Below are 20,157 nucleotides of genomic sequence, written 5' to 3'. Positions count from 1 at the left end.
ACCGCTCGTTTCCAGTCGGCGGAGAGGCTGGGCGACCTGCGGGGGCGATCGCCGTCGGCGGCTTTCCGTGTGTGCGACCGGTCAGCCGCCGGTGCGGTGGGTGGTCAATTCGTCGTCGGTACGAGGGTGAGGTAGGCCAGGCCCAGTACGCCTCGGTAGGTCAGCCAGGACGAGCGGTGGGTGTCCAGGCGGGTTCGGGTCTCCGTGGCCAGGGGGTGGCCGGGGTTGGCCGCCAGCCATACCTCCTGGTCCGCCTGGTACGCCGACTCGAACTCCTCCCATTCCGCCAGGCTCGCCGTCTCCGTCCATTCCGGGCGGAAGCCGGCCGCCACCGCCAGATCGACCAGGGTCGCCAGGTCGTGGTGGTCGGCGGTCGACGCGCCCGGCCACATCCCGGAGAGCTCCGCCTCGGTCGGGGTGCGCTGCCAGAAGCCCTCGCCGAGCAGGACCCGCCCGCCGTCGGCCACCAGCCGCCGCAGCTCCCGCAGGGCCGTCACCAGGTCGTCGCCCAGTGCCTGGCTCGCCCCGAGGCACAGCACCACGTCGGCCGGCCCGCGCCCGGTGTCCACCGCCGACTCCTCGGCGAACTCCACCCGGTCGGTCAGCCCGCGCGCCTCGGCGGCCCGCCGTCCCCGCGCCAGATCCCCGGCGCGCACATCCAGCCCGACGCCGTGCGCGTGGGGTACGGCGTCCAGCAGACGGAGCAGCAACTCGCCCCAGCCGCAGCCGATGTCGAGCACGGTGGTGGGGTGCGTGGACGCGAGCCGCCGTACCATCGCGGCCGCTCGGTCCTCGGAGAGTGGGCCGTGGAAGGTGAGGCGGGTCAGGCGGGGTGGGAGGTCGTCGTGCGGTGCGGTGGCAGTGGTCATGCCGGGCAAGGTAGATCCCGACGGCTGCCGTGGCCCACCGAATTACCGGTGCCCGCGCCTGTTTCCCACCGCTGTTTCCCACCGCGTGACCGCGGATTCCTACCGCTTGATCGCTGTTTCCTACCGCGTGACCGCGGATTCCTACCGCGTGAGCGCGGATTCCTACTGCGTGACCGCGAAGTTCCGCAGGATCGCCGCCGTCAGTTCCGGGTCGCCCTCCGCCTTCACCCGGTCCGCGGCCGCGTCCGGGGTGGTGCGGCCGCAGGCCAGACGGACGTAGGTCTCCCAGTCGAGGGTGAAGATGGCGGCGGGGCCGAGAGCGGGGGTGGTCTCCAGGGTGCCGCGGCCCTGGATGTCGATGCGGATGGTGCGCAGGAACTCCACCGGCCCGTGCACGTCGAAGATGACGGCCGAACTGCGCGGGGCTTCCGCGTCGTTGGCGACCACCTTGGGCAGCTCGCCGAGCAGCACGTCCCGGGCGACCTGCGCACCCGGCGAGTCGAGGTTGCCCGGCTGCCCCAGCGCCGCCCGCAGGTCCTGCTCGTGCACCCACACGTTGAACGCGTGGTTGCGCATGGCCTCTTCGAGGGTGATCTCCTTGCTCATCGGCCCCCGCACGAGGTGCCCCGGCTCCCGCGACTCGTTGCGCAGCTGGCGGTTGCGGCGGATGACCGTGTACTCCAGCTCCGAGGTCATCTCCGGCGCCGTGTGGTGGCGTCGTACGTCGACCTGCATCTCCATGTACCGCTGGTGCTCGTTGGTGACGTGGTAGAGGTCGCGCGGCAGGGTGTGGATGGGGCGCGGGTCGCCGAGCATCTCGCAGTCGAGGCCGATGACATGGGAGACCACGTCCCGCACTGACCAGCCCGGGCATGGTGTCCGCCGGTTCCACTCGCCCTCGGCAAGGGGCATCACCAGCTCGGATATCGCGTCGATGGAGTGGGTCCAGGCGTCGGCGTAGGGCTGGAGAGTGGGATGCAGACTCACGGAACGGGACCCCTCGGCGGTCGGTACTCGGGCAGGTTGTGGCGGCGCTGCCAGCGGGAGGTGGCTGCTGTCGGCGGGTGTCTTGAAACTCCCCCAGTTCTCGACTTCGCTCGAATGGGGGGACCCCCAAGCTACGCTGCTGTGAGGCACCCCGGCAGTGCTTTCGTGTGACGATCGTAGGCCCGTGTGGACGGCTCGAATGCCAGGACGGTGGTAGTGTGCGCGCCTCGCTCATCCAGATCGACGTAAACGAGGGCGAATCGGTCGAATCTCGTCGGCAACGCGTGACCGCACTGGTGCGCGAGCAGGCGGACGCCGATCTCGTCGTACTGCCCGAGCTGTGGACGACCGGCGCGTTCGCCTACGAGGAGTTCGCCACCGAGGCCGAGCCGCTCGAAGGCCCGACGTACGAGGCGATGGCGAAGGCGGCGAGCGACGCGGGCGTCTGGCTGCACGCCGGCTCCATCCCCGAGCGGGACCCCGAGGGCCCCCTCTACAACACCGCTCTCATCTTCTCCCCCTCCGGTGACCTGGCCGCGGCCTACCGCAAGATCCACCGCTTCGGCTTCGACAAGGGCGAGGCGGTGCTGATGGGCGCCGGCCAGGAACTGGTGACCGTCCCGCTCCCGGAGACCACGCTGGGCGTGGCCACCTGCTACGACCTCCGCTTCCCCGAACTCTTCCGCGCACTCGTCGATGCCGGCGCCGAGACGATGGTGGTCTCCGCGGGCTGGCCCGAGCGGCGGCGCGCGCACTGGACGCTGCTGGCCCAGGCGCGGGCGGTCGAGAACCAGGCGTTCGTGCTCGCGTGTGGAACGGCCGGGACGCATGCCGGCGTTCCCCAGGCGGGTCACTCGATCGTGGTCGATCCCTGGGGCGAGGTGCTGGCCGAGGCGGGCGCCGGCGAGGAGATCCTCACCGTCGACCTCGACCCGGCCAAGGTCGCCGCCACCCGCGAACAGTTCCCGGCGCTCAAGGACCGCCTGCTGGGCCTGGAACCCCCGCGCCGCTAGCCGTCCGCCGGCCTCCCAGCGGTCCGCCGGTCTCCCAGCCGTCCGCCGGACTCCCAGCGGTCCGTCAGTCCTCCTCGCGCTCCTTGTCGGCGAGGTGGATCACGCACACCGCCACCGCGATCAGCAGCGCCGGGTCCGCGTCGTCCCGTACGACGTCGACACCGTAGGTCTCCCGTACGTGCAGCCAGCGCCGGGAGACCACGGCCAGCAGCTCACCGTCGTACTCCACGGCGAACTCGCGGTCGAGGATCTTGCCGCTGACGTCCAGTTCGGTGCCGTCGACCAGGTGCACGCGATAGTGGTTGCGCAGCAGCGAGAGCCGCTTGCGCCGGATGGTGGCGAGGGGTTCGCCTTCGCGTTCGATCACCATGGTGTCGCGCAGGGCGAACATCTTCTGCCGGATGTCGACGAGCACGCGCCCGTGCCGGTCCTTCAGCTCGAACGTGTCCCGCACCCGCATGGCCTTGCCGTCGACGAGGAAGACCTTGTCGCCGTGCTCGTCCTCGATCCAGTAGTCCTCGCCGAAGCCGAGGAGCCGGTCGCGTACCTGGAATCTCATGTCTGTACCCCTTCCCGGCCCACCGGCCCGAAACGCCGCCGGTAGTCCGACGGGCTGAGCCCGGTCTCGCGCCGCAGCCGTGCGCGCAGGTTGGCCGCGGTGCCCAGGCCGCTGCGCGAGGCCACCACCTCCAGACGCTCCTCGCCGCGTTCGATCAGCCGGCAGGCGAGCGCCACCCTCTCGCCGGTCAGCCAGGCCAGCGGGGTGGTGCCCAGCTGGGCGCGGAACCGGCGGTGCAGGGTGGCCGGGGAAACCGCGGCCCGCGCGGCCAGGTCCGCCACGGTCAGCGGCTCGCCCAGCCGCTCCTGCGCCCAGGCCAGCAACGGGCCGAGCGACTCGTCCGGCACCTCGGGCACCGGCCGCTCCACGAACTGCCGCTGCCCGCCGTCCCGGTGCGAGGCGAACACCAGCCGCCGGGAGACCGCGTTGGCGATCTCGGCGCCGTGGTCCTGCCGCCAGATGTGCAGCCCCAGGTCGAGCGCGGCCGCGCTGCCGGAGGCGGTGAGCAGGTCGCCGTCGTCGACGAAGAGCACGTCCGGACGGAGCAGCACCCGGGGATGCAGCTGCCGGAAGGCGTCCGCCCAGCGCCAGTGCGTGGTGGCCGGCCGCCCGTCCAGCAGCCCGGCCTCGGCGAGCGCGAAGGTCCCGGTGCAGAAACTCACCACCCGCGCCCCGCGCGTGTGCGCGCGCCGGATCGCGTCGAGGACGTCCGCACCGCGCGGTACGACATTGTCCGGGCGCCCCGGTACGACGAGGGTGTCCGCCGTGTCCACCGCCGTCAGCCCGGCCACACCACTCAGGGTGAAGAACCCGTGGTTCATGCGCACCTCGCGGGTGGGCGCGCACAGCGTCACCGCGTACGGCGGCACGGAAAGCCCCAGCTCCGGCCGCGGCAGCCCGAACAGTTCGGTGGCGACACCGACCTCGAACGGGTTGGTGCCCGCGTCCACGATCACGGCCACCCGGTGCGTCGACTGCGAGGATCCTTGCGCCATATGCGATTTCTAGCACTCACCCGACCGCCGGACGAGCGCCCAGGATGAACGCCATGAACGCCATGAGCAGCGCCATGAACAGCGAACCCGTCTCCCTCGCCCACGCCCTCGGCTCCTTCGAGGACCTGTGGAGCCCCCGGATCGTCACCGCCGTCAACGACTACGACGTCCGCGTCGCCAAGGTCGAGGGCGAGCACCTCTGGCACGTCCACGACCACACCGACGAGTTCTTCCTGGTCCTGGAGGGCGAGCTGCACATCGCCCTGCGGGAGCCGGCCGGCGAGCGCACGGTCGTCCTGCACAAGGGCTCGGTCTTCTCCGTCCCCCGCGGCACCGAGCACAAGCCGGCCGCCCCGGCCGGAGCCTCGATCCTCCTCTTCGAACCGACCGGCACCTCCACGGTCGGCGACCGCCACGACGAGATCCCCTCCCACGTGGACGCGACGACGGGCCACACCCTCACCTGACCAGGGAAGACGCGAGTTATCCACAGGGGTGAACGGGCTCCTGCCGACAAGTGGCACCCTTGATCCATGAGCGACACATCCCCGGCCCCCACCCCGCGCCGTGCCCGCGTCCGCGCCCCCGAGCTGATCGGCAAGGGTGGCTGGCTGAACACCGGCGACAAGCAGTACACCCTCGCGGACCTGCGCGGACGCATCGTCATCCTGGACTTCTGGACATTTTGTTGCGTGAACTGCCTGCATGTCCTGGACGAGCTGCGGGAGCTGGAGGAGCGGCACCGGGACACGGTGGTGATCATCGGGGTGCACTCGCCGAAGTTCGTGCACGAGGCGGAGCACCAGGCGGTCGTCGACGCCGTGGAGCGGTACGGCGTGGAGCACCCGGTGCTCGACGACCCGGAGCTCGCCACCTGGAAGCAGTACGCGGTGCGGGCCTGGCCGACGCTGGTCGTGATCGACCCCGAGGGGTATGTCGTCGCCCAGCACGCCGGCGAGGGCCACGCACACGCGATCGCACGGCTGGTGGAGGAGCTGGAGGCGGAGCACGAGGCGAAGGGCACCCTGCGGCGGGGCGACGGCCCCTATGTGGCGCCGGAGCCCGAGCCGACCGCTCTGCGCTTCCCCGGCAAGGCGCTGCTGCTGCCCTCCGGGAACTTCCTGGTCAGCGACACCACCCGGCACCAGCTGGTGGAGCTGGCCGAGGACGCGGAGACGGTCGTACGGCGGATCGGCTCCGGTGGGCGCGGCTTCGCCGACGGTCCGGCGGCCGAGGCCGCCTTCAGCGAACCGCAGGGCCTGGTGCTCCTCGACGACGGCTCGGTGGTCGTCGCCGACACCGTCAACCACGCGCTGCGCCGGCTCGACCCGGCGACCGGCGTGGTGACCACGCTCGCCGGCACCGGCCGCCAGTGGTGGCAGGGCTCCCCGACCTCGGGCCCGGCCCGCGAGGTCGACCTGTCCTCCCCCTGGGACGTGGCGGTCTTCGGCGGCAAGGTGTGGATCGCCATGGCGGGCGTGCACCAGCTGTGGACGTACGACCCGGAGAGCGAGGCGGTCGCGGTGGCCGCCGGCACCACCAATGAGGGGCTCGTGGACGGGCCGGCCGCGGAGGCGTGGTTCGCGCAGCCGTCCGGGCTCGCCGCCACCGCCGACCGGCTCTGGCTCGCCGACTCCGAGACCAGTGCCCTGCGCTGGGTCGATCTGGAGGGACACGTCCACACCGCCGTGGGTACGGGTCTCTTCGACTTCGGCCACCGGGACGGCGCGGCCGGACAGGCGCTGCTCCAGCACCCGCTGGGCGTGACCGCGCTTCCCGACGGCTCGGTCGCGGTGTCCGACACCTACAACCACGCGCTGCGCCGCTACGACCCGGCGACCGGCGAGGTCACCACGCTGGCGACGGATCTGAGAGAGCCGAGCGACGCGGTGCTGGTCGGTGACGACATCGTGGTGGTCGAGTCGGCCCGCCATCGGCTGACCCGGCTGCGGCTGCCCGAGGAGGCGGTCCGGGTGGAGTCGGTCGCCCACCGCACGCAGCGGGCGGCGACCGAGGTGGCCCCCGGCCGCCTCCGGCTGGACGTGATCTTCCAGGCCCCGGCGGGCCAGAAGCTGGACACGCGCTACGGCCCGTCGACACGGCTCCTGGTGTCGTCGACCCCGCCGGAGCTGCTGCTCAAGGGCGAGGGCGCGGACACCGACCTGTCCAGGGAGCTGGATCTGAACCCGGCCGTGCCCGAAGGCGTCCTGCACGTCTCGGCGATGGCCGCGTCCTGCGACGACCCTGAGTCCAACAGCGGCTCCGCCGCGGGCGCCAATGAGTACCCGGCCTGCCATGTGCACCAGCAGGACTGGGGAGTCCCGGTCCGCCTCACGGAGGGCGGAGCGGACCGGCTGCCGCTGGTCCTGGCCGGAATGGACCAGGAGGACCAGGGGGGCCAAGAGGCCTAGGCGGCCCAGGGGGCACCTCTCTGAGGTGCGCGGTCGCCGGTGACGCCGCTGTGGGTGCGGCCGTGTCCGTCACACGCCGTACCCGTCGCCGTATCCGTCGCGGTGGCGCCGGTCGTCCTCGACCACGGCCGTCGGCGGTACGACCACCCGCCGACGGCGGGCGATGTTGGTGAACGTGGCGACGCCGATGATTCCGACGGCCATCAGGATCAGGCCGACGACATCGAGGTTGACGCCCTGCATGTGCCAGTCGGTCGCAAACGTGAGGATGGCCCCCACGGCGATGAGGATGATGCACCCGCCGAGCCCCATGAGCGTTGCCTCCCCTTCAGGTTCGGTGGTTCCGGTCCACACCGGGTACCCAGGGGCGGGCGGGGCATGTGCAACTAGCCCGCCAGGAAAGCCGTCAGCGCGTTCGCGAGGAGGAACGGGTCGTCGGCGCCGCAGAGTTCACGGACGCTGTGCATGGAGAGGATCGCCGCGCCGATGTCCACGGTCTGGATGCCGTGGCGGGCTGCGGTGATCGGGCCGATCGTGGTGCCGCAGGGCATGGAGTTGTTGGAGACGAAGGTCTGGAAGGGGACTCCGGCCCTGTCGCAGGCGGCGGCGAAGATCGCGCGGCCCGTACCGTCCGTCGCGTAGCGGTTGTTGACGTTGACCTTGAGGATCGGGCCGCCGTTGAGGCGGGGGTGGTGCGTGGGGTCGTGGCGCTCCGCGTAGTTGGGGTGGACGGCGTGACCGGTGTCGGAGGAGAGACAGACGGTGGCCGCGAAGGCCCTCGCCCGGTCCTCGTACGACCCGCCGCGGGCCAGTACCGAGCGCTCCAGCACGCTGCCGAGCAGTGGGCCGTCCGCGCCGGTGTCGGACTGGGAGCCGGTCTCCTCGTGGTCGAAGGCGGCGAGCACCGGGATGCAGGGCAGCTGCGGGCCGCCCGCCGCCACGGCCGCGAGGGCCGCCGTACCGGCGTGCACGGACAGCAGGTTGTCCATCCGGGGACCGGCCATCAGCTCCTGGTCGCGGCCCAGGTAGGCCGGCGGTTCGATGGCGTAGGTCATCAGGTCCCAGCCGGTCACCGAGCCGGTCGGCAGGCCCGACTCCTGCTCCAGGAAGGCGATCAGGTCACCGTCGCGGATGTCGTCACCGAGGCCCCAGATCGGCTGCAGATGGCGCTGCTTGTCCAGCTTGAGCCCGTCGCTGCTGACCGCGCGGTCCAGGTGGATGGCGAGCTGGGGCACCCGCAGCAGCGGGCGGCGCACGTCGACCAGCCGGGTGGTGCCGTCGCGCAGGCTGAGCCGGCCGGCCAGGCCCAGGTCCCGGTCGAGCCAGGAGTTCATGAGCGGTCCGCCGTAGATCTCCACGGCGACCTGGCGGAAGCCGTGCGCCCCGGTGTCCGGGCGGGGCTTGACCCGCAGGTTCGGGGAGTCGGTGTGCGCACCGACGATCCGGAACGGGGTGTGGGGTGCGGCGCCCTCCGGGACGTACCAGGCGATGATCGCGCCGCCGCGCAGCACGTACTTGCCGCCCGCCGTCCCGTCCCAGGCGTCCGTCTCGGCGACCTGCCGGAAACCGGCCTTCTCCAGCCGTTCGCCGGCGTTCGCCACGGCGTGGTAGGGCGTGGGGGCCGCCGTGAGGAAGGACATCAGGTCGTCGGTGTGGCCGCGGTCGAAAGCAGGAGGGGTGCGCGCGGCGCTCCCCTGCGGGGCGGTGGCGGGCGACGGGCGGGCTGGTTCGCTCATGCTCTTCACCTTAACGACGTACAGTGGCCCGCTCCCGGCGAGGGAGCGGGCCACTGTGGCGGACCAGGCCGCTCGGAACGGTCAGAGGGCCGTCAGAAGGCCGCCTCGTCCAGCTCCATCAGGTCGAGGTCGACGTCGGCCGCGACCTTGCGGGCCAGGGTGACGCCCGGCAGCACGTTGGCCGCGAAGAACTTCGCCGCCGCGATCTTGCCGGTGTAGAAGGCGACATCCTTGGCGGACAGGGCCTTGGTGGACGCCGTCTCCAGCTTCTCGGCGGCGATCGCGGCGCCCTTGAGCAGCAGGTAGCCGACGATCACGTCACCGGAGGCGAGCAGCAGACGGGTGGTGTTCAGGCCCACCTTGTAGATGTTCTTCACGTCCTGCTCGGTGGCCGCGAGGTCGGTCAGCATCAGGCCGACGATCGCCTCCAGCTCCACGGCCGCCTTGGCGAGGTGCTCGCGGGCGCCGGCCAGCTGCTCGCCGCCGGTGCCGAGTGCGAGGAACTTCTTGATGTCCTCGGCGAGGGAGTTCAGCGCCGCGCCCTGGTTGCGGACGATCTTCCGGAAGAAGAAGTCCTGGCCCTGGATGGCGGTGGTGCCCTCGTAGAGGGTGTCGATCTTGGCGTCGCGGATGTACTGCTCGATCGGGTACTCCTGCAGGAAGCCGGAGCCGCCGAAGGTCTGCAGCGACTGGGCGAGCTGCTCGTAGCCCTTCTCGGAGCCGTAGCCCTTGACGATCGGCAGGAGCAGGTCGTTGAGCGCGTGCTCGGTCTTCGGGTCCTCGCCGTTGGCCTCCTTGACCGCGATCGCGTCCTGGATCGAGGCGGTGTAGAGGACCAGGGCGCGCATGCCCTCGGCGTACGCCTTCTGCGTGATCAGCGAGCGGCGGACGTCGGGGTGGTGGGTGACGGTGACCTTGGGCGCGGACTTGTCCATGAAGTTCGCGAGGTCGGGACCCTGGACGCGCTCCTTGGCGTACTCGAGGGCGTTGAGGTAGCCCGTCGACAGCGTGGAGATCGCCTTCGTGCCGACCATCATCCGGGCGAACTCGATGATCCGGAACATCTGGCGGATGCCCTCGTGCTTGTCGCCGATCAGCCAGCCCTTGGCCGGGTGGCGGTCGCCGAAGGTCATCTCGCAGGTGTTGGAGGCCTTGAGGCCCATCTTGTGCTCGACGTTCGTGGCGTAGACACCGTTGCGCTCGCCCAACTCGCCGGTCTCGAAGTCGAAGAGGTACTTCGGGACGAGGAAGAGGGACAGCCCCTTCGTGCCCGGGCCGGCACCCTCGGGCCGGGCCAGCACGTAGTGGAGGATGTTCTCCTCCATGTCGTGCTCACCGGAGGTGATGAAGCGCTTCACGCCCTCGATGTGCCAGGAGCCGTCCGCCTGCTGGACCGCCTTGGTGCGGCCGGCGCCGACGTCCGAACCGGCGTCGGGCTCGGTGAGCACCATGGTCGAACCCCAGGTCCGGTCGACCGCGATCTGCGCCCACTTCTTCTGCTCCTCGGTGCCCTCCTCGAAGAGGATGCGGGCGAACGCCGGGCCGGAGGAGTACATCCACACGGCCGGGTTGGCGCCGAGGATCAGCTCCGCGTACGACCAGATCAGCGACGGGGGAGCGGTGGTGCCGCCGATCTCCTCGGGCAGGCCGAGCCGCCAGTACTCGGAGTCCATGAAGGCCTTGTAGCTCTTCTTGAAGGAGGCCGGGACCGGCGCGGTGTTGGTCTCCGGGTCGAAGACCGGCGGGTTGCGGTCGGCGTCGGCGAAGGACTCGGCCAGCTCGTTCTCGGCGAGCCGGGTCAGCTCCGCCAGGACGCTCTTCGCGGTGTCGGTGTCCATCTCGGCGAACGGGCCGGTGCCGTACAGCTTGTCGCGACCGAGCACTTCGAAGAGGTTGAATTCGATGTCGCGGAGGTTGGACTTGTAGTGCCCCATGGTGACGGCTCCGTATCCGGATCGGCGAGGCACTGAATCCTCGCGCAAGCGTTCACATACCAACGAGTAGCTCCGATGATGCTACCCGCCGGTAATAAGACGCAACCCCCATCGGGTGAAGTGTGAGAAGGGTCTACCTTCTCGCGGAGGCCGCGTGTCTCGGTAGGCTTGCGCCCATGTACGGATACGGCCAGCCCATGGACGGTACTGCTGCTCAACAGCAGTACGCCCAGCCGCAGCAGCAGATGCCCGGCACGGGCGGGTACGGCCAGCAGCCCCCGCTCTACCCCGAGCCGTCCCCGCCCTCGCTCGCGGACGCGGTACGGGCCTTCACCACGGGCCAGTTGACCGCCGAGGACTTCCAGCAGGTCTTCGCCACGTCCAAGGTGTACTGCCCGCGCGGCGACAACCCCGGGTTCCTCGCCCTGCACAACACCCAGCAGCCGGTGATCCCGATGTTCACCTCGCTGAAGGAGCTGCGCCGGTACGCCGGCAAGGAGTCCAAGTACTTCGTGATCACGGGCGCGGAGGTCATCGACCTGCTGCCGACCGGCTACGGCTTCGTCCTCGACATGGAGGGCGAGCACCGGATGGTCTTCGACGCGAAGGCGGTCGAACAGATGGTGGACTTCGCGATGCGCCGGATGTACGGCTAGACACCCTCCTCGGGCCGACGCCTCCCTCGGGCTGATGCCTCCCTCGGGCTGATGCCTCCCTCGGGCCGACGTCCTCCTCGGGCCGATGCCCCTCGGGTAGACGCATCCCGCGGTGGGCCGCTGCCTTCGGGTGGGCGGGTGCTGCGGCGGGCCGTTGTCCTCGGACAGGTGTGTCCCACGGCGGCCGCTGTTCCCGGAGCGCCCGGAGCACCCGGAGCGCCCGGATCCCTCGGAAATCCCGCTCCCCCTTTGTCACAGCCATGCCATAGGCTGCCCCCTGGCAGCCGCGCCCCACACGCAACCGCTCTTCCGCGGTCGTGTGCGGGTGCCGCGCGGCGCTCTCATCCACCCGGCGAACCCGGGTTTCCACTGGGGGTTTCATCACTGTGCGCATGCGCAGCACTTCGGCCGCGACGGCGCTCGCGGTCCTCTTCAGCTCGGCGGCGCTGAGCGTCGTGGCGGCGGGGACCGCCTCGGCGCAGTCGGCCGTCCTCGCCACGCCGGTCGGTCTCGTCGCCGACAGCGCCGTGAAGCGTGTCTTCGTCGCCGACGAGGCCAACGGCCGGATCCTGGCCACCGACTACAACGGCACCCTCGTCGACCTGAACGTCGGCTTCGGTGACGTCAGCGACTTGGCGGTGTCGGACGACGGCGCCACCCTGTACGCGGCCCAGGCCTCCGGGCACGCGATCCTGGCGCTGGACGCGGCCACCCTCGAGGTCAAGACCACCTACGACATCGGCGTCGGGGCCACCCCGCACGAGGTCGCCTTCACCGGCGGCCGGCTCTGGTTCTCGTACCGGACCGAAGACACGGACGGGTTCCACGGCAACCTGGGCTCGGTGGACCCGGCGGCCACCGATCCGGCCGCCGCGGTGACCCTCGGGCAGCTGCCGGAGACGGTCGCCCCCTACTACAACTCGGGCCTTCTCGGCGCGAACCCGGCCGTCCCCGGCCTGCTGACCTACGCCGACAGCGGGGACTCTCCGGGCGCGGTCAACCTCCTCGACGTCTCCGGTGCCACCCCGCAGCTGGTCGCCAAGACGGACGGCGGACGCTACTCCAGCGACGTCGACCTCCTGCCCGGCACCTCCCAGGTGCTGTGGAACGGCTACCGGAAGCTGAACTACGCCGACGGCACCTTCACGGAGGGCTCGGGCCTCACCGAGACCGGCTGGTTCGGCGACGTCTCGCCGAGCGGCCTGATCGCCCAGGTCTACGACCGCCACGTCAACGTCTACAAGGCGGGCTCGGCCACGCCGGTGCGCCGGTTCGACGCCGGGAACTCCACCATGGGCGCGGTCGCCTGGGCTCCCGACTCCTCCCGGGTGTTCGCCCTGGCCGGCAACTACGACAACACGTACACCATGAAGGCGTTCTCGGGCCCGGCGCTCAGCGTCCCGGCCCTCACCGTCAACGCGCCGGCGTCCGCGACCCGGGCCAAGAAGCTCACCGTCACCGGAAAGATCACCGCGAGCGTCGCCCTCCCGGCCGGCTCGCGGCTCGCGGTCACCCGCACCGACCTGGAGTCCCCGAACGGCAAGGCGCTCGCCTCCGCCACGGTCAAGGCGGACGGCACGTACGCCTTCTCGGACACCCCGCCGGCCGGCGGCACGGTCACGTACAAGGTGAGCTTCGCGGGCGACGCCGAGCACACCGCGGTCTCCGCCTCCGACAAGGTCGCGGTCTCGCGTGCGGCGACGAGCCTGAGCCTGAACAACAACGGCAAGCTGTACAACTACGGCGCCGACGTGAAGTTCACCGCGCACCTGGGGACGACGTACAAGAACCGTTCGGTCAAGATCTACGCGGACCCCTTCGGCGGTGACAAGGGCAAGAAGCTGATCAAGACCGGCAAGGTGGACTCCCACGGGAACATCGCCGGCTGGGTGGACATGACCCGGGACACGGCCGTCTCCGCGGTCTTCGACGGCGACGCCCGTTACGCGCCGAAGACGGTGAAGGCCACGGCGTACGCGCGGGTCAAGATCTCCACCGCGGTCTCCAAGCACTACAAGACGGCGAAGATCGGTTCGACGTCGTACTACTGGTTCCACAAGAACACCGACCCGGTGTTCACCACGACCATGACCTACTACCCGGGCCGCGAGCACCGCCTCGACCTGGAGGTCTACTACCAGGGGAAGTGGTACTCGGGGGACTCCGAGTACTTCGCGCTCGGCACGAGCGGCAAGTCGGCCGTGCGGCTCGGCGCTCCCGGCGAGTCCGGCATCCGCGCGCGGCTGCGTTCGGTGTACGTCAACGGCTCGTCCGGCGACACCGTGAACTCCACGACGTACGGCGGCTGGAAGTACATCTACTTCAGCAACTGATCCACTGATCCACTGATCCACTGATCGGCGGACGACCGGGCCCGGAGGGAATGTCCTCCGGGCCTTCGCCGTTAAGGGTGGCAGAAAGTTCAACGCTCAACTAAACTGGGCGTACAAGGAGGAGCCAACATGCCTGCAGTGACCGTCGAGAACCCGCTGACCCTTCCCCGGGTGGCCGCACCGGCCGACGCCGTGGCCCGTCCCGTGCTCACCGTCACGACCGCGCCGAGCGGTTTCGAGGGCGAGGGCTTCCCGGTACGCCGGGCGTTCGCGGGGATCAACTACCGCCACCTCGACCCGTTCATCATGATGGACCAGATGGGTGAGGTGGAGTACGCGCCGGGCGAGCCCAAGGGCACGCCGTGGCACCCGCACCGTGGCTTCGAGACCGTCACCTACATCATCGACGGCATCTTCGACCACCAGGACAGCAACGGCGGCGGTGGCACCATCACCAACGGTGACACCCAGTGGATGACGGCCGGTGCCGGCCTGCTCCACATCGAGGCGCCGCCGGAGTCCCTGGTCATGTCCGGAGGCCTCTTCCACGGCCTCCAGCTGTGGGTGAACCTCCCGGCCAAGGACAAGATGATGGCGCCGCGCTACCAGGACATCCGCGGTGGCAACGTGCAGCTGCTGACCACCCCCGACGGCGGTGCGCTGCTGCGGGTCATCGCCGGTGAGCTGGACGGTCACGCCGGTCCCGGCATCACGCACACGCCGATCACCATGATCCACGCGACGCTGGCCCCCGGCGCCGAGCTCACGCTCCCCTGGCGCGAGGACTTCAACGGGCTGGCGTATGTGCTGGCCGGCAAGGGTGCGGTGGGTGCGGAGCGCCGGCCGATCCACCTCGGCCAGACGGCCGTCTTCGGCGCGGGTTCCTCGCTGACCGTCCGTGCGGACGAGAAGCAGGACTCGCACACCCCGGACCTGGAGGTCGTCCTCCTCGGCGGGCAGCCGATCCGGGAGCCGATGGCCCACTACGGCCCGTTCGTCATGAACACCAAGGACGAGCTGATGCAGGCCTTCGAGGACTTCCAGAAGGGCCGGCTGGGCACGATCCCGGCGGTCCACGGAATGACGGAGACGGGCCCGGAGGCGTAACACCCCCGCGACTCCGAGAGGCCCGACGTACCCCCTACGCCGGGCCTCCCCCCATCCCCCGCCCAGCCGATCCGATCCCGCCCCCTCCCCCTAGCTTCCTGTGCGCCCGGATCCGATCCCGGCCTCTCGGCCTGGCTTCCTGTGCGGCCGATCCGACCCCGGCCCCTCGGCCTGGCTTCCTGTGCGCCCGATCCGACCCCGGCCTCTCGGCCTCGCCTTCTCATCGACCGAGTCGGGTGGTGGGTGGGCATCGGTGGGGTTCGGGGAGGTGCGGGTCACTCGGCAGGGGGTGTACTGCAGGGCGTCGGGGGGCCTCGCGTGGTGCGCTGGACGCGTGTCCCTGCTGCCCGAGCCCGTGCGCCGGTTCGCCGCCTGGTGTGCCGTTCTGCTGCTGGCCGCCGGCGTCGGCTGGGTCGGCATCCGGCTCTGCTCGGAGTTCCGCACCGCGGTGACCCCGGTACTGCTCGCCCTCCTCGGCACCGCCCTGCTCGGGCCCCTGTACCGGCGGCTCGTCACGGCCGGCGTGCAGCGCTCCCTCGCCGCCGGCCTCACCTGCGTCGCCGTCGTCGCCGTAGTCGGCGGGGCCGTGTACATCGTCGTCGCCGCGCTCATCGACACCGGCGGCCAGATCACCTCGTCCCTCAAGAACGCCGCGAAGTCGCTCGCCCAGCACTTCGGCGCCGCCGGGACCTCGCTCGACGACCTCGCCGACAACGCCAAGCAGCTGCTGGGCAAGTTCGGCGGGACGGCCGCCTCCAACGTCATCAGCGGCGTGAGTGTGGTCGGCGAGGGCATCGCCATGGCCGTACTGGCGTTGCTGCTGGTCTTCTTCTTCCTCCGTGACTCGCATCTCGTCGTCGAGTCCATCCGGGCCATGGCGCCCGGCGGCAGCGCCGACCTGCTGGAGGCCATGGCCCGGCGGGCCTTCGAGCGCATCGAGGGGTTCATGCGCGGCACCACCGTCATCGCGTTCATCGACGCCGTCTGCATCACCGTCGGCCTGCTGATCCTCCAGGTGCCGGGCGCCGTGGGACTCGGCGCGCTGGTCCTCGTCGGCGCCTACATCCCCTACCTCGGCGCCTTCATCTCCGGCGCCGTCGCCGTCCTGGTCGCCCTCGCCGACCGGGGGTTCGTCATCGCGCTGTGGGCGCTCGGTGTCGTACTCGCCGTCCAGGTGCTGGAGGGGCATGTGCTGCAGCCCGTGATCCAGAGCCGGACCGTGCAGATGCACCCGGCGGTGGTGATGGTGACCATCACCGCGGGGGCCTCCGTCGCCGGAATCCTGGGCATGCTACTCGCCGTACCGCTCACCGCGGCCGCCTTCGGGGTCGTCCACGAGCTTCGCGCGCGGTACGCGACCACCTAGGACCCGTCGCCCCCGTCGCCCTCGTACCCCTCGTACAGCTCGAACCAGATGCTCTTGCCCTCCCCGCGCGGCTCGACGCCCCAGGCCTCCGCGAGGAGCTCGATCAGGACCAGGCCGCGGCCGGAGGAGGCCAGCTCCCCGGGGCGGCGCTTGTGCGGGAGGTCGTCGCCGGCGTCGGTGACCTCGACGCGCAGCCGGCGTTCCGGGGCCTGGCCGCCGACCTCGGCGAGCAGCAGCGCGTCCGCGTCGGTGTGCACCAGCACGTTCGTGAGCATCTCGGAGACCAGCAGCACCGCCGAGTCGACCTGGTCGGGCGAGCTCCAGTCGTGCAGCAGCTCGCGCAGGTGCTGGCGGGCCTCGGCGATCCGCTCGGGCTCGTCCTGGGCCACCGACAGCAGGGTGCGGCGGACCCGGGGCCGTACGGCAAGGGTCCCGTCGCCGTGCACGGCGCCCGGTCGGGACAGCAGCAGGACCGCGATGTCGTCCTCGCGGCGGTCGGCCAGCGGTCCGGTGGTGTGGTGCGAGGAGGGGCCGTGTACGGCCTGGACCAGGGCGTCGGCCAGTTTCTCCAGGTCGCTGTCCTGGTCCTCCATGATCGCCCGGATCCGCTGCCAGCCGCTCTCCATGTCATGGCCGCCGGTCTCGATCAGACCGTCGGTGCAGATCATCATGATCTCGCCGGGTTCCAGGGTGAACCGCGTGGTCGGATAGTCCGCGTCGGGGTCGATGCCGAGCGGCAGCCCGCCCGCGGTCGGCCGCCGCAGCACCGTGCCGTCGGTCATCCTGATCGTCGGGTCGAGATGCCCCGCGCGGGCGATCTCCAGCACTCCGGTCGCCGGATCCGCCTCGACGTACAGGCAGGTCGCGAAGCGGAGGTCGGCGGTCTCCTCGTCGTAGGTGACCCCGTGCAGGAAACGGGAGGCCCGGGTGAGGACCGCGTCCGGGCGGTGGCCCTCGGAGGCGTAGGCGCGCAGCGCGATCCGGAGCTGGCCCATGATGCCCGCGGCCCGTACGTCATGCCCCTGGACGTCACCGATGACCAGCGCGAACCGGCCGGACGGCAGCGGGATCATGTCGTACCAGTCGCCGCCCACCTGGAGTCCGCCGCCGGTCGGGATGTAGCGGGCGGCCACGTCCATGCCGGGTATCTCGGGGCCGAGCGTCGGCAGCATGGAGCGCTGGAGGCCGTCGGTCAGCTCCCGCTCCGAGTCGGCGATCCCGGCCCGGGACAGGGCCTGCGCCAGCATCCGGGCCACCGTGGTGAGCACGGACCGCTCATCGGGCGTGAACGACACCGGGTAGGTGAACCCCGCCATCCAGGCGCCCATCGTCCGCCCGGCCACCGTCAGCGGCAGAAAGGCCCAGGACCGGCGGCCGAACCGCTGGGCCAGCGGCCAGGTGACCGGGTAGCGGGACTTGTACTGCTCGGCCGAGGAGAGATAGACGGCCCGGCCGGTCCGCACCACCTCCGCCGCCGGGTAGTCGGTGTCCAGCGGCATGTTGCTGAAGGGGCTGTCCTCGTCGATCTGCTGACCGTGGTGGCCGATCATCGTCAGCCGGTCGCCCTTGGCTCCGAAGACGGCCAGCCCGTCCGGGGAGAACCCGGGCATCGACAGGCCCCCGGCGACCCGCAGCACCTCCTCGGTGGACCGCGCTTCGGCCAGCGCGCGGCCCGCGTCCAGCAGGAACGCCTCACGGGAGCGCCGCCAGTCGCCGGTGACCGGATGCTGGGCCGCGCTGCCGGGGGACGGCTCGGAGACCTCCTGGATGGTGCCCGTCACCCGGTAGACGCGCTCCTCGGAGTCGTACACCGGCCGGAAACGGCTGCGGACGGTACGGATCAGCCGGCCCCGCTCGTCCATGACCCGCAGCCGTACCTCGCCGAGCGTGCCCTCGGTGGCGGCCAGACGGGTGATGCTGGTGTTCTCGTTCCAGTCCACGGGGTGGAATCGGGACCGGACCAGGGCCTCCGACAGGAGGGACGGCTCGGCCGGCAGCCCGATGAGCCGCGCCGCCTCCGCATCCGCGGTGACCAGCCCGGTGGCCGTGTCCCAGTGCCACAGCCCGGTCGCGAGGGCGGCGAGGACGTCCTCCACGGCGGGCAGGGGCTCGCCAGTTCGCATTGCCCCACTTTAAGAAGATGAGATCGAAGAGTGCCACTGTTTCGGACCGAGATTAGTGGGACCGAGACCATCGCCCCCTCGGCCCGGGTCAGCCGTCCCCTCGCCCCGCCCCCGCCTGCGATTAATGATGGGGAGGCGATCTTTGGGTGCCCGGTACCCTTGATGGGTCCGGGCACCATGGCTTGGTGCCGGTCGAGGAGAGCACCTCGGCAGACGGCAGACCACAAAGAAGAGGAACACCCGACGATGCATCGGTACAGGTCCCACACCTGCGGCCAGCTCCGCGCCTCTGACGTCGGCACCGACGTCCGGCTGAGCGGCTGGCTGCACAATCGGCGCGACCTGGGCGGCATCCTCTTCATCGATCTGCGCGACCACTACGGCATCACGCAGCTTGTCGCCCGCCCCGGCACCCCGGCGTACGAGGCCCTGGACAAGCTCTCCAAGGAATCCACCGTCCGGGTAGACGGCCGCGTTGTTTCACGTGGAACCGAGAACATCAACTCCGACCTCCCCACCGGCGAGGTCGAGGTCGAGGTCGGCGAGGTCGAGCTGCTCGGCGCGGCCGCCCCGCTGCCGTTCACGATCAACACCGAGGACGGGGTCAACGAGGAGCGGCGCCTGGAGTACCGCTTCCTGGACCTGCGCCGCGAGCGCATGCACCGCAACATCATGCTGCGTACGGCCGTGATCTCGGCCATCCGCCACAAGATGGTCGCCCTCGGCTTCAACGAGATGGCCACCCCGATCCTCACCGCGACCTCCCCCGAGGGCGCCCGTGACTTCGTGGTGCCGTCCCGCCTGAACCCGGGCAAGTTCTACGCCCTGCCGCAGGCCCCGCAGCAGTTCAAGCAGCTGCTGATGATCTCCGGCTTCGACCGCTACTTCCAGATCGCGCCCTGCTTCCGCGACGAGGACGCCCGCGCCGACCGCTCGCCCGGCGAGTTCTACCAGCTCGACGTCGAGATGAGCTTCGTCGAGCAGGAGGACGTCTTCCGCCCGATCGAGCAGCTGATGACCGAGCTGTTCACGGAGTTCGGCGGCGGCCACGAGGTCACCTCGCCGTTCCCGCGGATCCCGTTCCGCGAGTCGATGCTGAAGTACGGCTCCGACAAGCCGGACCTGCGGGCCCAGCTGGAACTCGTCGACATCACCGACATCTTCGAGGGCTCGGAGTTCAAGGCCTTCGCCGGCAAGCACGTCCGTGCGCTGCCGGTGCCGGCCGTCCAGGACCAGCCCCGCAAGTTCTTCGACCAGCTCGGTGACTTCGCCGTCTCGCAGGGCGCCAAGGGCCTGGCCTGGGTCCGCGTCGCCGAGGACGGCTCGCTGTCCGGCCCGATCGCCAAGTTCCTCACCGAGGACAACGTCGCCGAGCTGACCAAGCGGCTCCAGCTGGCCGCCGGTCACGCCGTCTTCTTCGGCGCGGGCGAGTTCGACGAGGTCTCCAAGATCATGGGCGCGGTACGGGTGGAAGCTGCCAAGCGCGCCGGGCACTTCGAGGAGAACGTCTACCGGTTCTGCTGGATCGTCGACTTCCCGATGTTCGAGAAGGACGAGGAGACCGGCAGGATCGACTTCTCGCACAACCCGTTCTCGATGCCCCAGGGCGGCATGGAGGCCCTGGAGACCCAGGACCCGCTGGACATCCTGGCCTGGCAGTACGACATCGTCTGCAACGGCGTCGAGCTGTCCTCCGGCGCGATCCGGAACCACGAGCCGGACATCATGCTCAAGGCGTTCGGCATCGCGGGCTACGACGAGGAGACCGTCGAGCGCGAGTTCGCCGGCATGCTGCGCGCGCTGCGCTTCGGCGCCCCGCCGCACGGTGGCATCGCCCCGGGCGTGGACCGCATCGTGATGCTCCTGGCCGACGAGCCCAACATCCGCGAGACCATCGCCTTCCCGCTCAACGGCAACGCCCAGGACCTGATGATGGGCGCGCCGACCGAGCTGGAGGAGGCCCGGCTGCGCGAGCTGCACCTGAGCATCCGGAAGCCGCAGCCGAAGTAGGCGAAAAGCGCCGGAGCAAGACATGAGGGCCGGAAACCGCCGTAGGTTTCCGGCCCTC

The 20,157-nt window shown here is 70.6% G+C and carries 16 protein-coding genes; 8 read left to right on the top strand and 8 right to left on the bottom strand.

Features of this window, described 5'->3' with window-relative positions; translation table 11 throughout:
* Positions 1-104: 104 nt before the first annotated feature.
* Complete coding sequence (locus tag ACZ5K7_RS16515; RefSeq protein WP_468914103.1) at positions 105-869, bottom strand: SAM-dependent methyltransferase; 765 nt, start codon at positions 867-869, stop codon at positions 105-107.
* Between the two features lie 162 nt (positions 870-1,031).
* A complete protein-coding gene (locus ACZ5K7_RS16510) occupies positions 1,032-1,856 on the bottom strand; it encodes a maleylpyruvate isomerase family mycothiol-dependent enzyme (RefSeq protein ID WP_468914100.1) in 825 nt (274 codons plus the stop codon).
* A gap of 218 nt (positions 1,857-2,074) precedes the next feature.
* Here ACZ5K7_RS16510 and ACZ5K7_RS16505 point away from each other — a divergent pair, with 218 nt between their 5' ends.
* A complete protein-coding gene (locus ACZ5K7_RS16505; protein ID WP_351696035.1) occupies positions 2,075-2,869 on the top strand; it encodes a carbon-nitrogen family hydrolase in 795 nt (264 codons plus the stop codon).
* A 64-nt stretch (positions 2,870-2,933) separates the two neighbouring features.
* Here the strand turns inward: ACZ5K7_RS16505 and ACZ5K7_RS16500 are convergent, their stop codons facing one another.
* Positions 2,934-3,428: an LURP-one-related/scramblase family protein gene (locus ACZ5K7_RS16500; RefSeq protein WP_351696037.1), complete on the bottom strand. Its 495-nt coding sequence runs from the start codon at positions 3,426-3,428 to the stop codon at positions 2,934-2,936.
* Positions 3,425-4,423, bottom strand: coding sequence for a GlxA family transcriptional regulator (locus ACZ5K7_RS16495; protein WP_468914096.1), 999 nt, complete (start codon positions 4,421-4,423; stop codon positions 3,425-3,427). Before ACZ5K7_RS16495 ends, ACZ5K7_RS16500 begins: the two co-directional genes overlap by 4 nt.
* Before the next feature lie 74 nt (positions 4,424-4,497).
* Here ACZ5K7_RS16495 and ACZ5K7_RS16490 point away from each other — a divergent pair, with 74 nt between their 5' ends.
* Together ACZ5K7_RS16490 and ACZ5K7_RS16485 are read left to right on the top strand one after the other, a co-directional pair.
* Entirely contained in the window at positions 4,498-4,890 is a 393-nt protein-coding gene (locus tag ACZ5K7_RS16490) for a cupin domain-containing protein (protein WP_468914498.1), read from the top strand.
* Positions 4,891-4,956: 66 nt separating this feature from the next.
* Positions 4,957-6,834, top strand: a complete 1,878-nt coding sequence (locus ACZ5K7_RS16485; protein ID WP_468914094.1) for a thioredoxin-like domain-containing protein — start codon at positions 4,957-4,959, stop codon at positions 6,832-6,834.
* Positions 6,835-6,903: 69 nt separating this feature from the next.
* Here the strand turns inward: ACZ5K7_RS16485 and ACZ5K7_RS16480 are convergent, their stop codons facing one another.
* From ACZ5K7_RS16480 to ACZ5K7_RS16470, 3 genes are all read right to left on the bottom strand, one after another.
* Positions 6,904-7,146: a DUF6458 family protein gene (locus ACZ5K7_RS16480; RefSeq protein ID WP_351696043.1), complete on the bottom strand. Its 243-nt coding sequence runs from the start codon at positions 7,144-7,146 to the stop codon at positions 6,904-6,906.
* A 74-nt stretch (positions 7,147-7,220) separates the two neighbouring features.
* Positions 7,221-8,570 (bottom strand): M18 family aminopeptidase, encoded by a 1,350-nt coding sequence (locus tag ACZ5K7_RS16475; RefSeq protein ID WP_468914090.1) that lies wholly within the window; start codon positions 8,568-8,570, stop codon positions 7,221-7,223.
* A gap of 92 nt (positions 8,571-8,662) precedes the next feature.
* Complete coding sequence (locus ACZ5K7_RS16470; protein WP_468914088.1) at positions 8,663-10,504, bottom strand: acyl-CoA dehydrogenase; 1,842 nt, start codon at positions 10,502-10,504, stop codon at positions 8,663-8,665.
* 176 nt (positions 10,505-10,680) lie between these two features.
* Here ACZ5K7_RS16470 and ACZ5K7_RS16465 point away from each other — a divergent pair, with 176 nt between their 5' ends.
* The 4 genes from ACZ5K7_RS16465 (at position 10,681) to ACZ5K7_RS16450 (ending at position 15,966) form a co-directional block, all read left to right on the top strand.
* Positions 10,681-11,160 (top strand): SseB family protein, encoded by a 480-nt coding sequence (locus ACZ5K7_RS16465; protein WP_351696050.1) that lies wholly within the window; start codon positions 10,681-10,683, stop codon positions 11,158-11,160.
* A gap of 392 nt (positions 11,161-11,552) precedes the next feature.
* Positions 11,553-13,493 carry a YncE family protein gene (locus tag ACZ5K7_RS16460; protein ID WP_468914085.1) on the top strand — a complete coding sequence of 647 codons (1,941 nt, stop codon included), beginning with the start codon at positions 11,553-11,555 and terminating at the stop codon, positions 13,491-13,493.
* 129 nt (positions 13,494-13,622) lie between these two features.
* Positions 13,623-14,600, top strand: a complete 978-nt coding sequence (locus tag ACZ5K7_RS16455; RefSeq protein WP_351696054.1) for a pirin family protein — start codon at positions 13,623-13,625, stop codon at positions 14,598-14,600.
* A 334-nt stretch (positions 14,601-14,934) separates the two neighbouring features.
* Positions 14,935-15,966 carry an AI-2E family transporter gene (locus tag ACZ5K7_RS16450; protein WP_468914081.1) on the top strand — a complete coding sequence of 344 codons (1,032 nt, stop codon included), beginning with the start codon at positions 14,935-14,937 and terminating at the stop codon, positions 15,964-15,966.
* Here the strand turns inward: ACZ5K7_RS16450 and ACZ5K7_RS16445 are convergent.
* On the bottom strand, positions 15,963-18,089 hold the full coding sequence (locus ACZ5K7_RS16445) for a SpoIIE family protein phosphatase (protein ID WP_468914078.1): 2,127 nt from the start codon (positions 18,087-18,089) through the stop codon (positions 15,963-15,965). The two genes, ACZ5K7_RS16450 and ACZ5K7_RS16445, sit on opposite strands and share 4 nt — an antisense overlap.
* 246 nt (positions 18,090-18,335) lie before the next feature.
* On the opposite strand from ACZ5K7_RS16445, the gene aspS reads away from it, so the two are divergent.
* Positions 18,336-20,099: an aspartate--tRNA ligase gene (aspS, locus tag ACZ5K7_RS16440; protein WP_351696060.1), complete on the top strand. Its 1,764-nt coding sequence runs from the start codon at positions 18,336-18,338 to the stop codon at positions 20,097-20,099.
* The last annotated feature ends 58 nt before the right edge of the window (positions 20,100-20,157 follow it).

Source organism: Streptomyces sp. NPDC031497, assembly GCF_055580905.1.
This window is presented reverse-complemented; position numbering and strand designations above follow the sequence as displayed.

What these genes read in the sequence shown, in the direction of transcription:
- ACZ5K7_RS16515 (WP_468914103.1), bottom strand. Translation starts at nt 869, where the DNA reads ATGACCACTGCCACCGCACCGCACGACGACCTCCCACCCCGCCTGACC.
- ACZ5K7_RS16500 (WP_351696037.1), bottom strand. Translation starts at nt 3,428, where the DNA reads ATGAGATTCCAGGTACGCGACCGGCTCCTCGGCTTCGGCGAGGACTAC.
- ACZ5K7_RS16495 (WP_468914096.1), bottom strand. Translation starts at nt 4,423, where the DNA reads ATGGCGCAAGGATCCTCGCAGTCGACGCACCGGGTGGCCGTGATCGTG.
- ACZ5K7_RS16490 (WP_468914498.1), top strand. Translation starts at nt 4,498, where the DNA reads ATGAACAGCGAACCCGTCTCCCTCGCCCACGCCCTCGGCTCCTTCGAG.
- ACZ5K7_RS16485 (WP_468914094.1), top strand. Translation starts at nt 4,957, where the DNA reads ATGAGCGACACATCCCCGGCCCCCACCCCGCGCCGTGCCCGCGTCCGC.
- ACZ5K7_RS16480 (WP_351696043.1), bottom strand. Translation starts at nt 7,146, where the DNA reads ATGGGGCTCGGCGGGTGCATCATCCTCATCGCCGTGGGGGCCATCCTC.
- ACZ5K7_RS16475 (WP_468914090.1), bottom strand. Translation starts at nt 8,570, where the DNA reads ATGAGCGAACCAGCCCGCCCGTCGCCCGCCACCGCCCCGCAGGGGAGC.
- ACZ5K7_RS16470 (WP_468914088.1), bottom strand. Translation starts at nt 10,504, where the DNA reads ATGGGGCACTACAAGTCCAACCTCCGCGACATCGAATTCAACCTCTTC.
- ACZ5K7_RS16465 (WP_351696050.1), top strand. Translation starts at nt 10,681, where the DNA reads ATGTACGGATACGGCCAGCCCATGGACGGTACTGCTGCTCAACAGCAG.
- ACZ5K7_RS16460 (WP_468914085.1), top strand. Translation starts at nt 11,553, where the DNA reads ATGCGCAGCACTTCGGCCGCGACGGCGCTCGCGGTCCTCTTCAGCTCG.
- ACZ5K7_RS16455 (WP_351696054.1), top strand. Translation starts at nt 13,623, where the DNA reads ATGCCTGCAGTGACCGTCGAGAACCCGCTGACCCTTCCCCGGGTGGCC.
- ACZ5K7_RS16445 (WP_468914078.1), bottom strand. Translation starts at nt 18,089, where the DNA reads ATGCGAACTGGCGAGCCCCTGCCCGCCGTGGAGGACGTCCTCGCCGCC.
- aspS (WP_351696060.1), top strand. Translation starts at nt 18,336, where the DNA reads ATGCATCGGTACAGGTCCCACACCTGCGGCCAGCTCCGCGCCTCTGAC.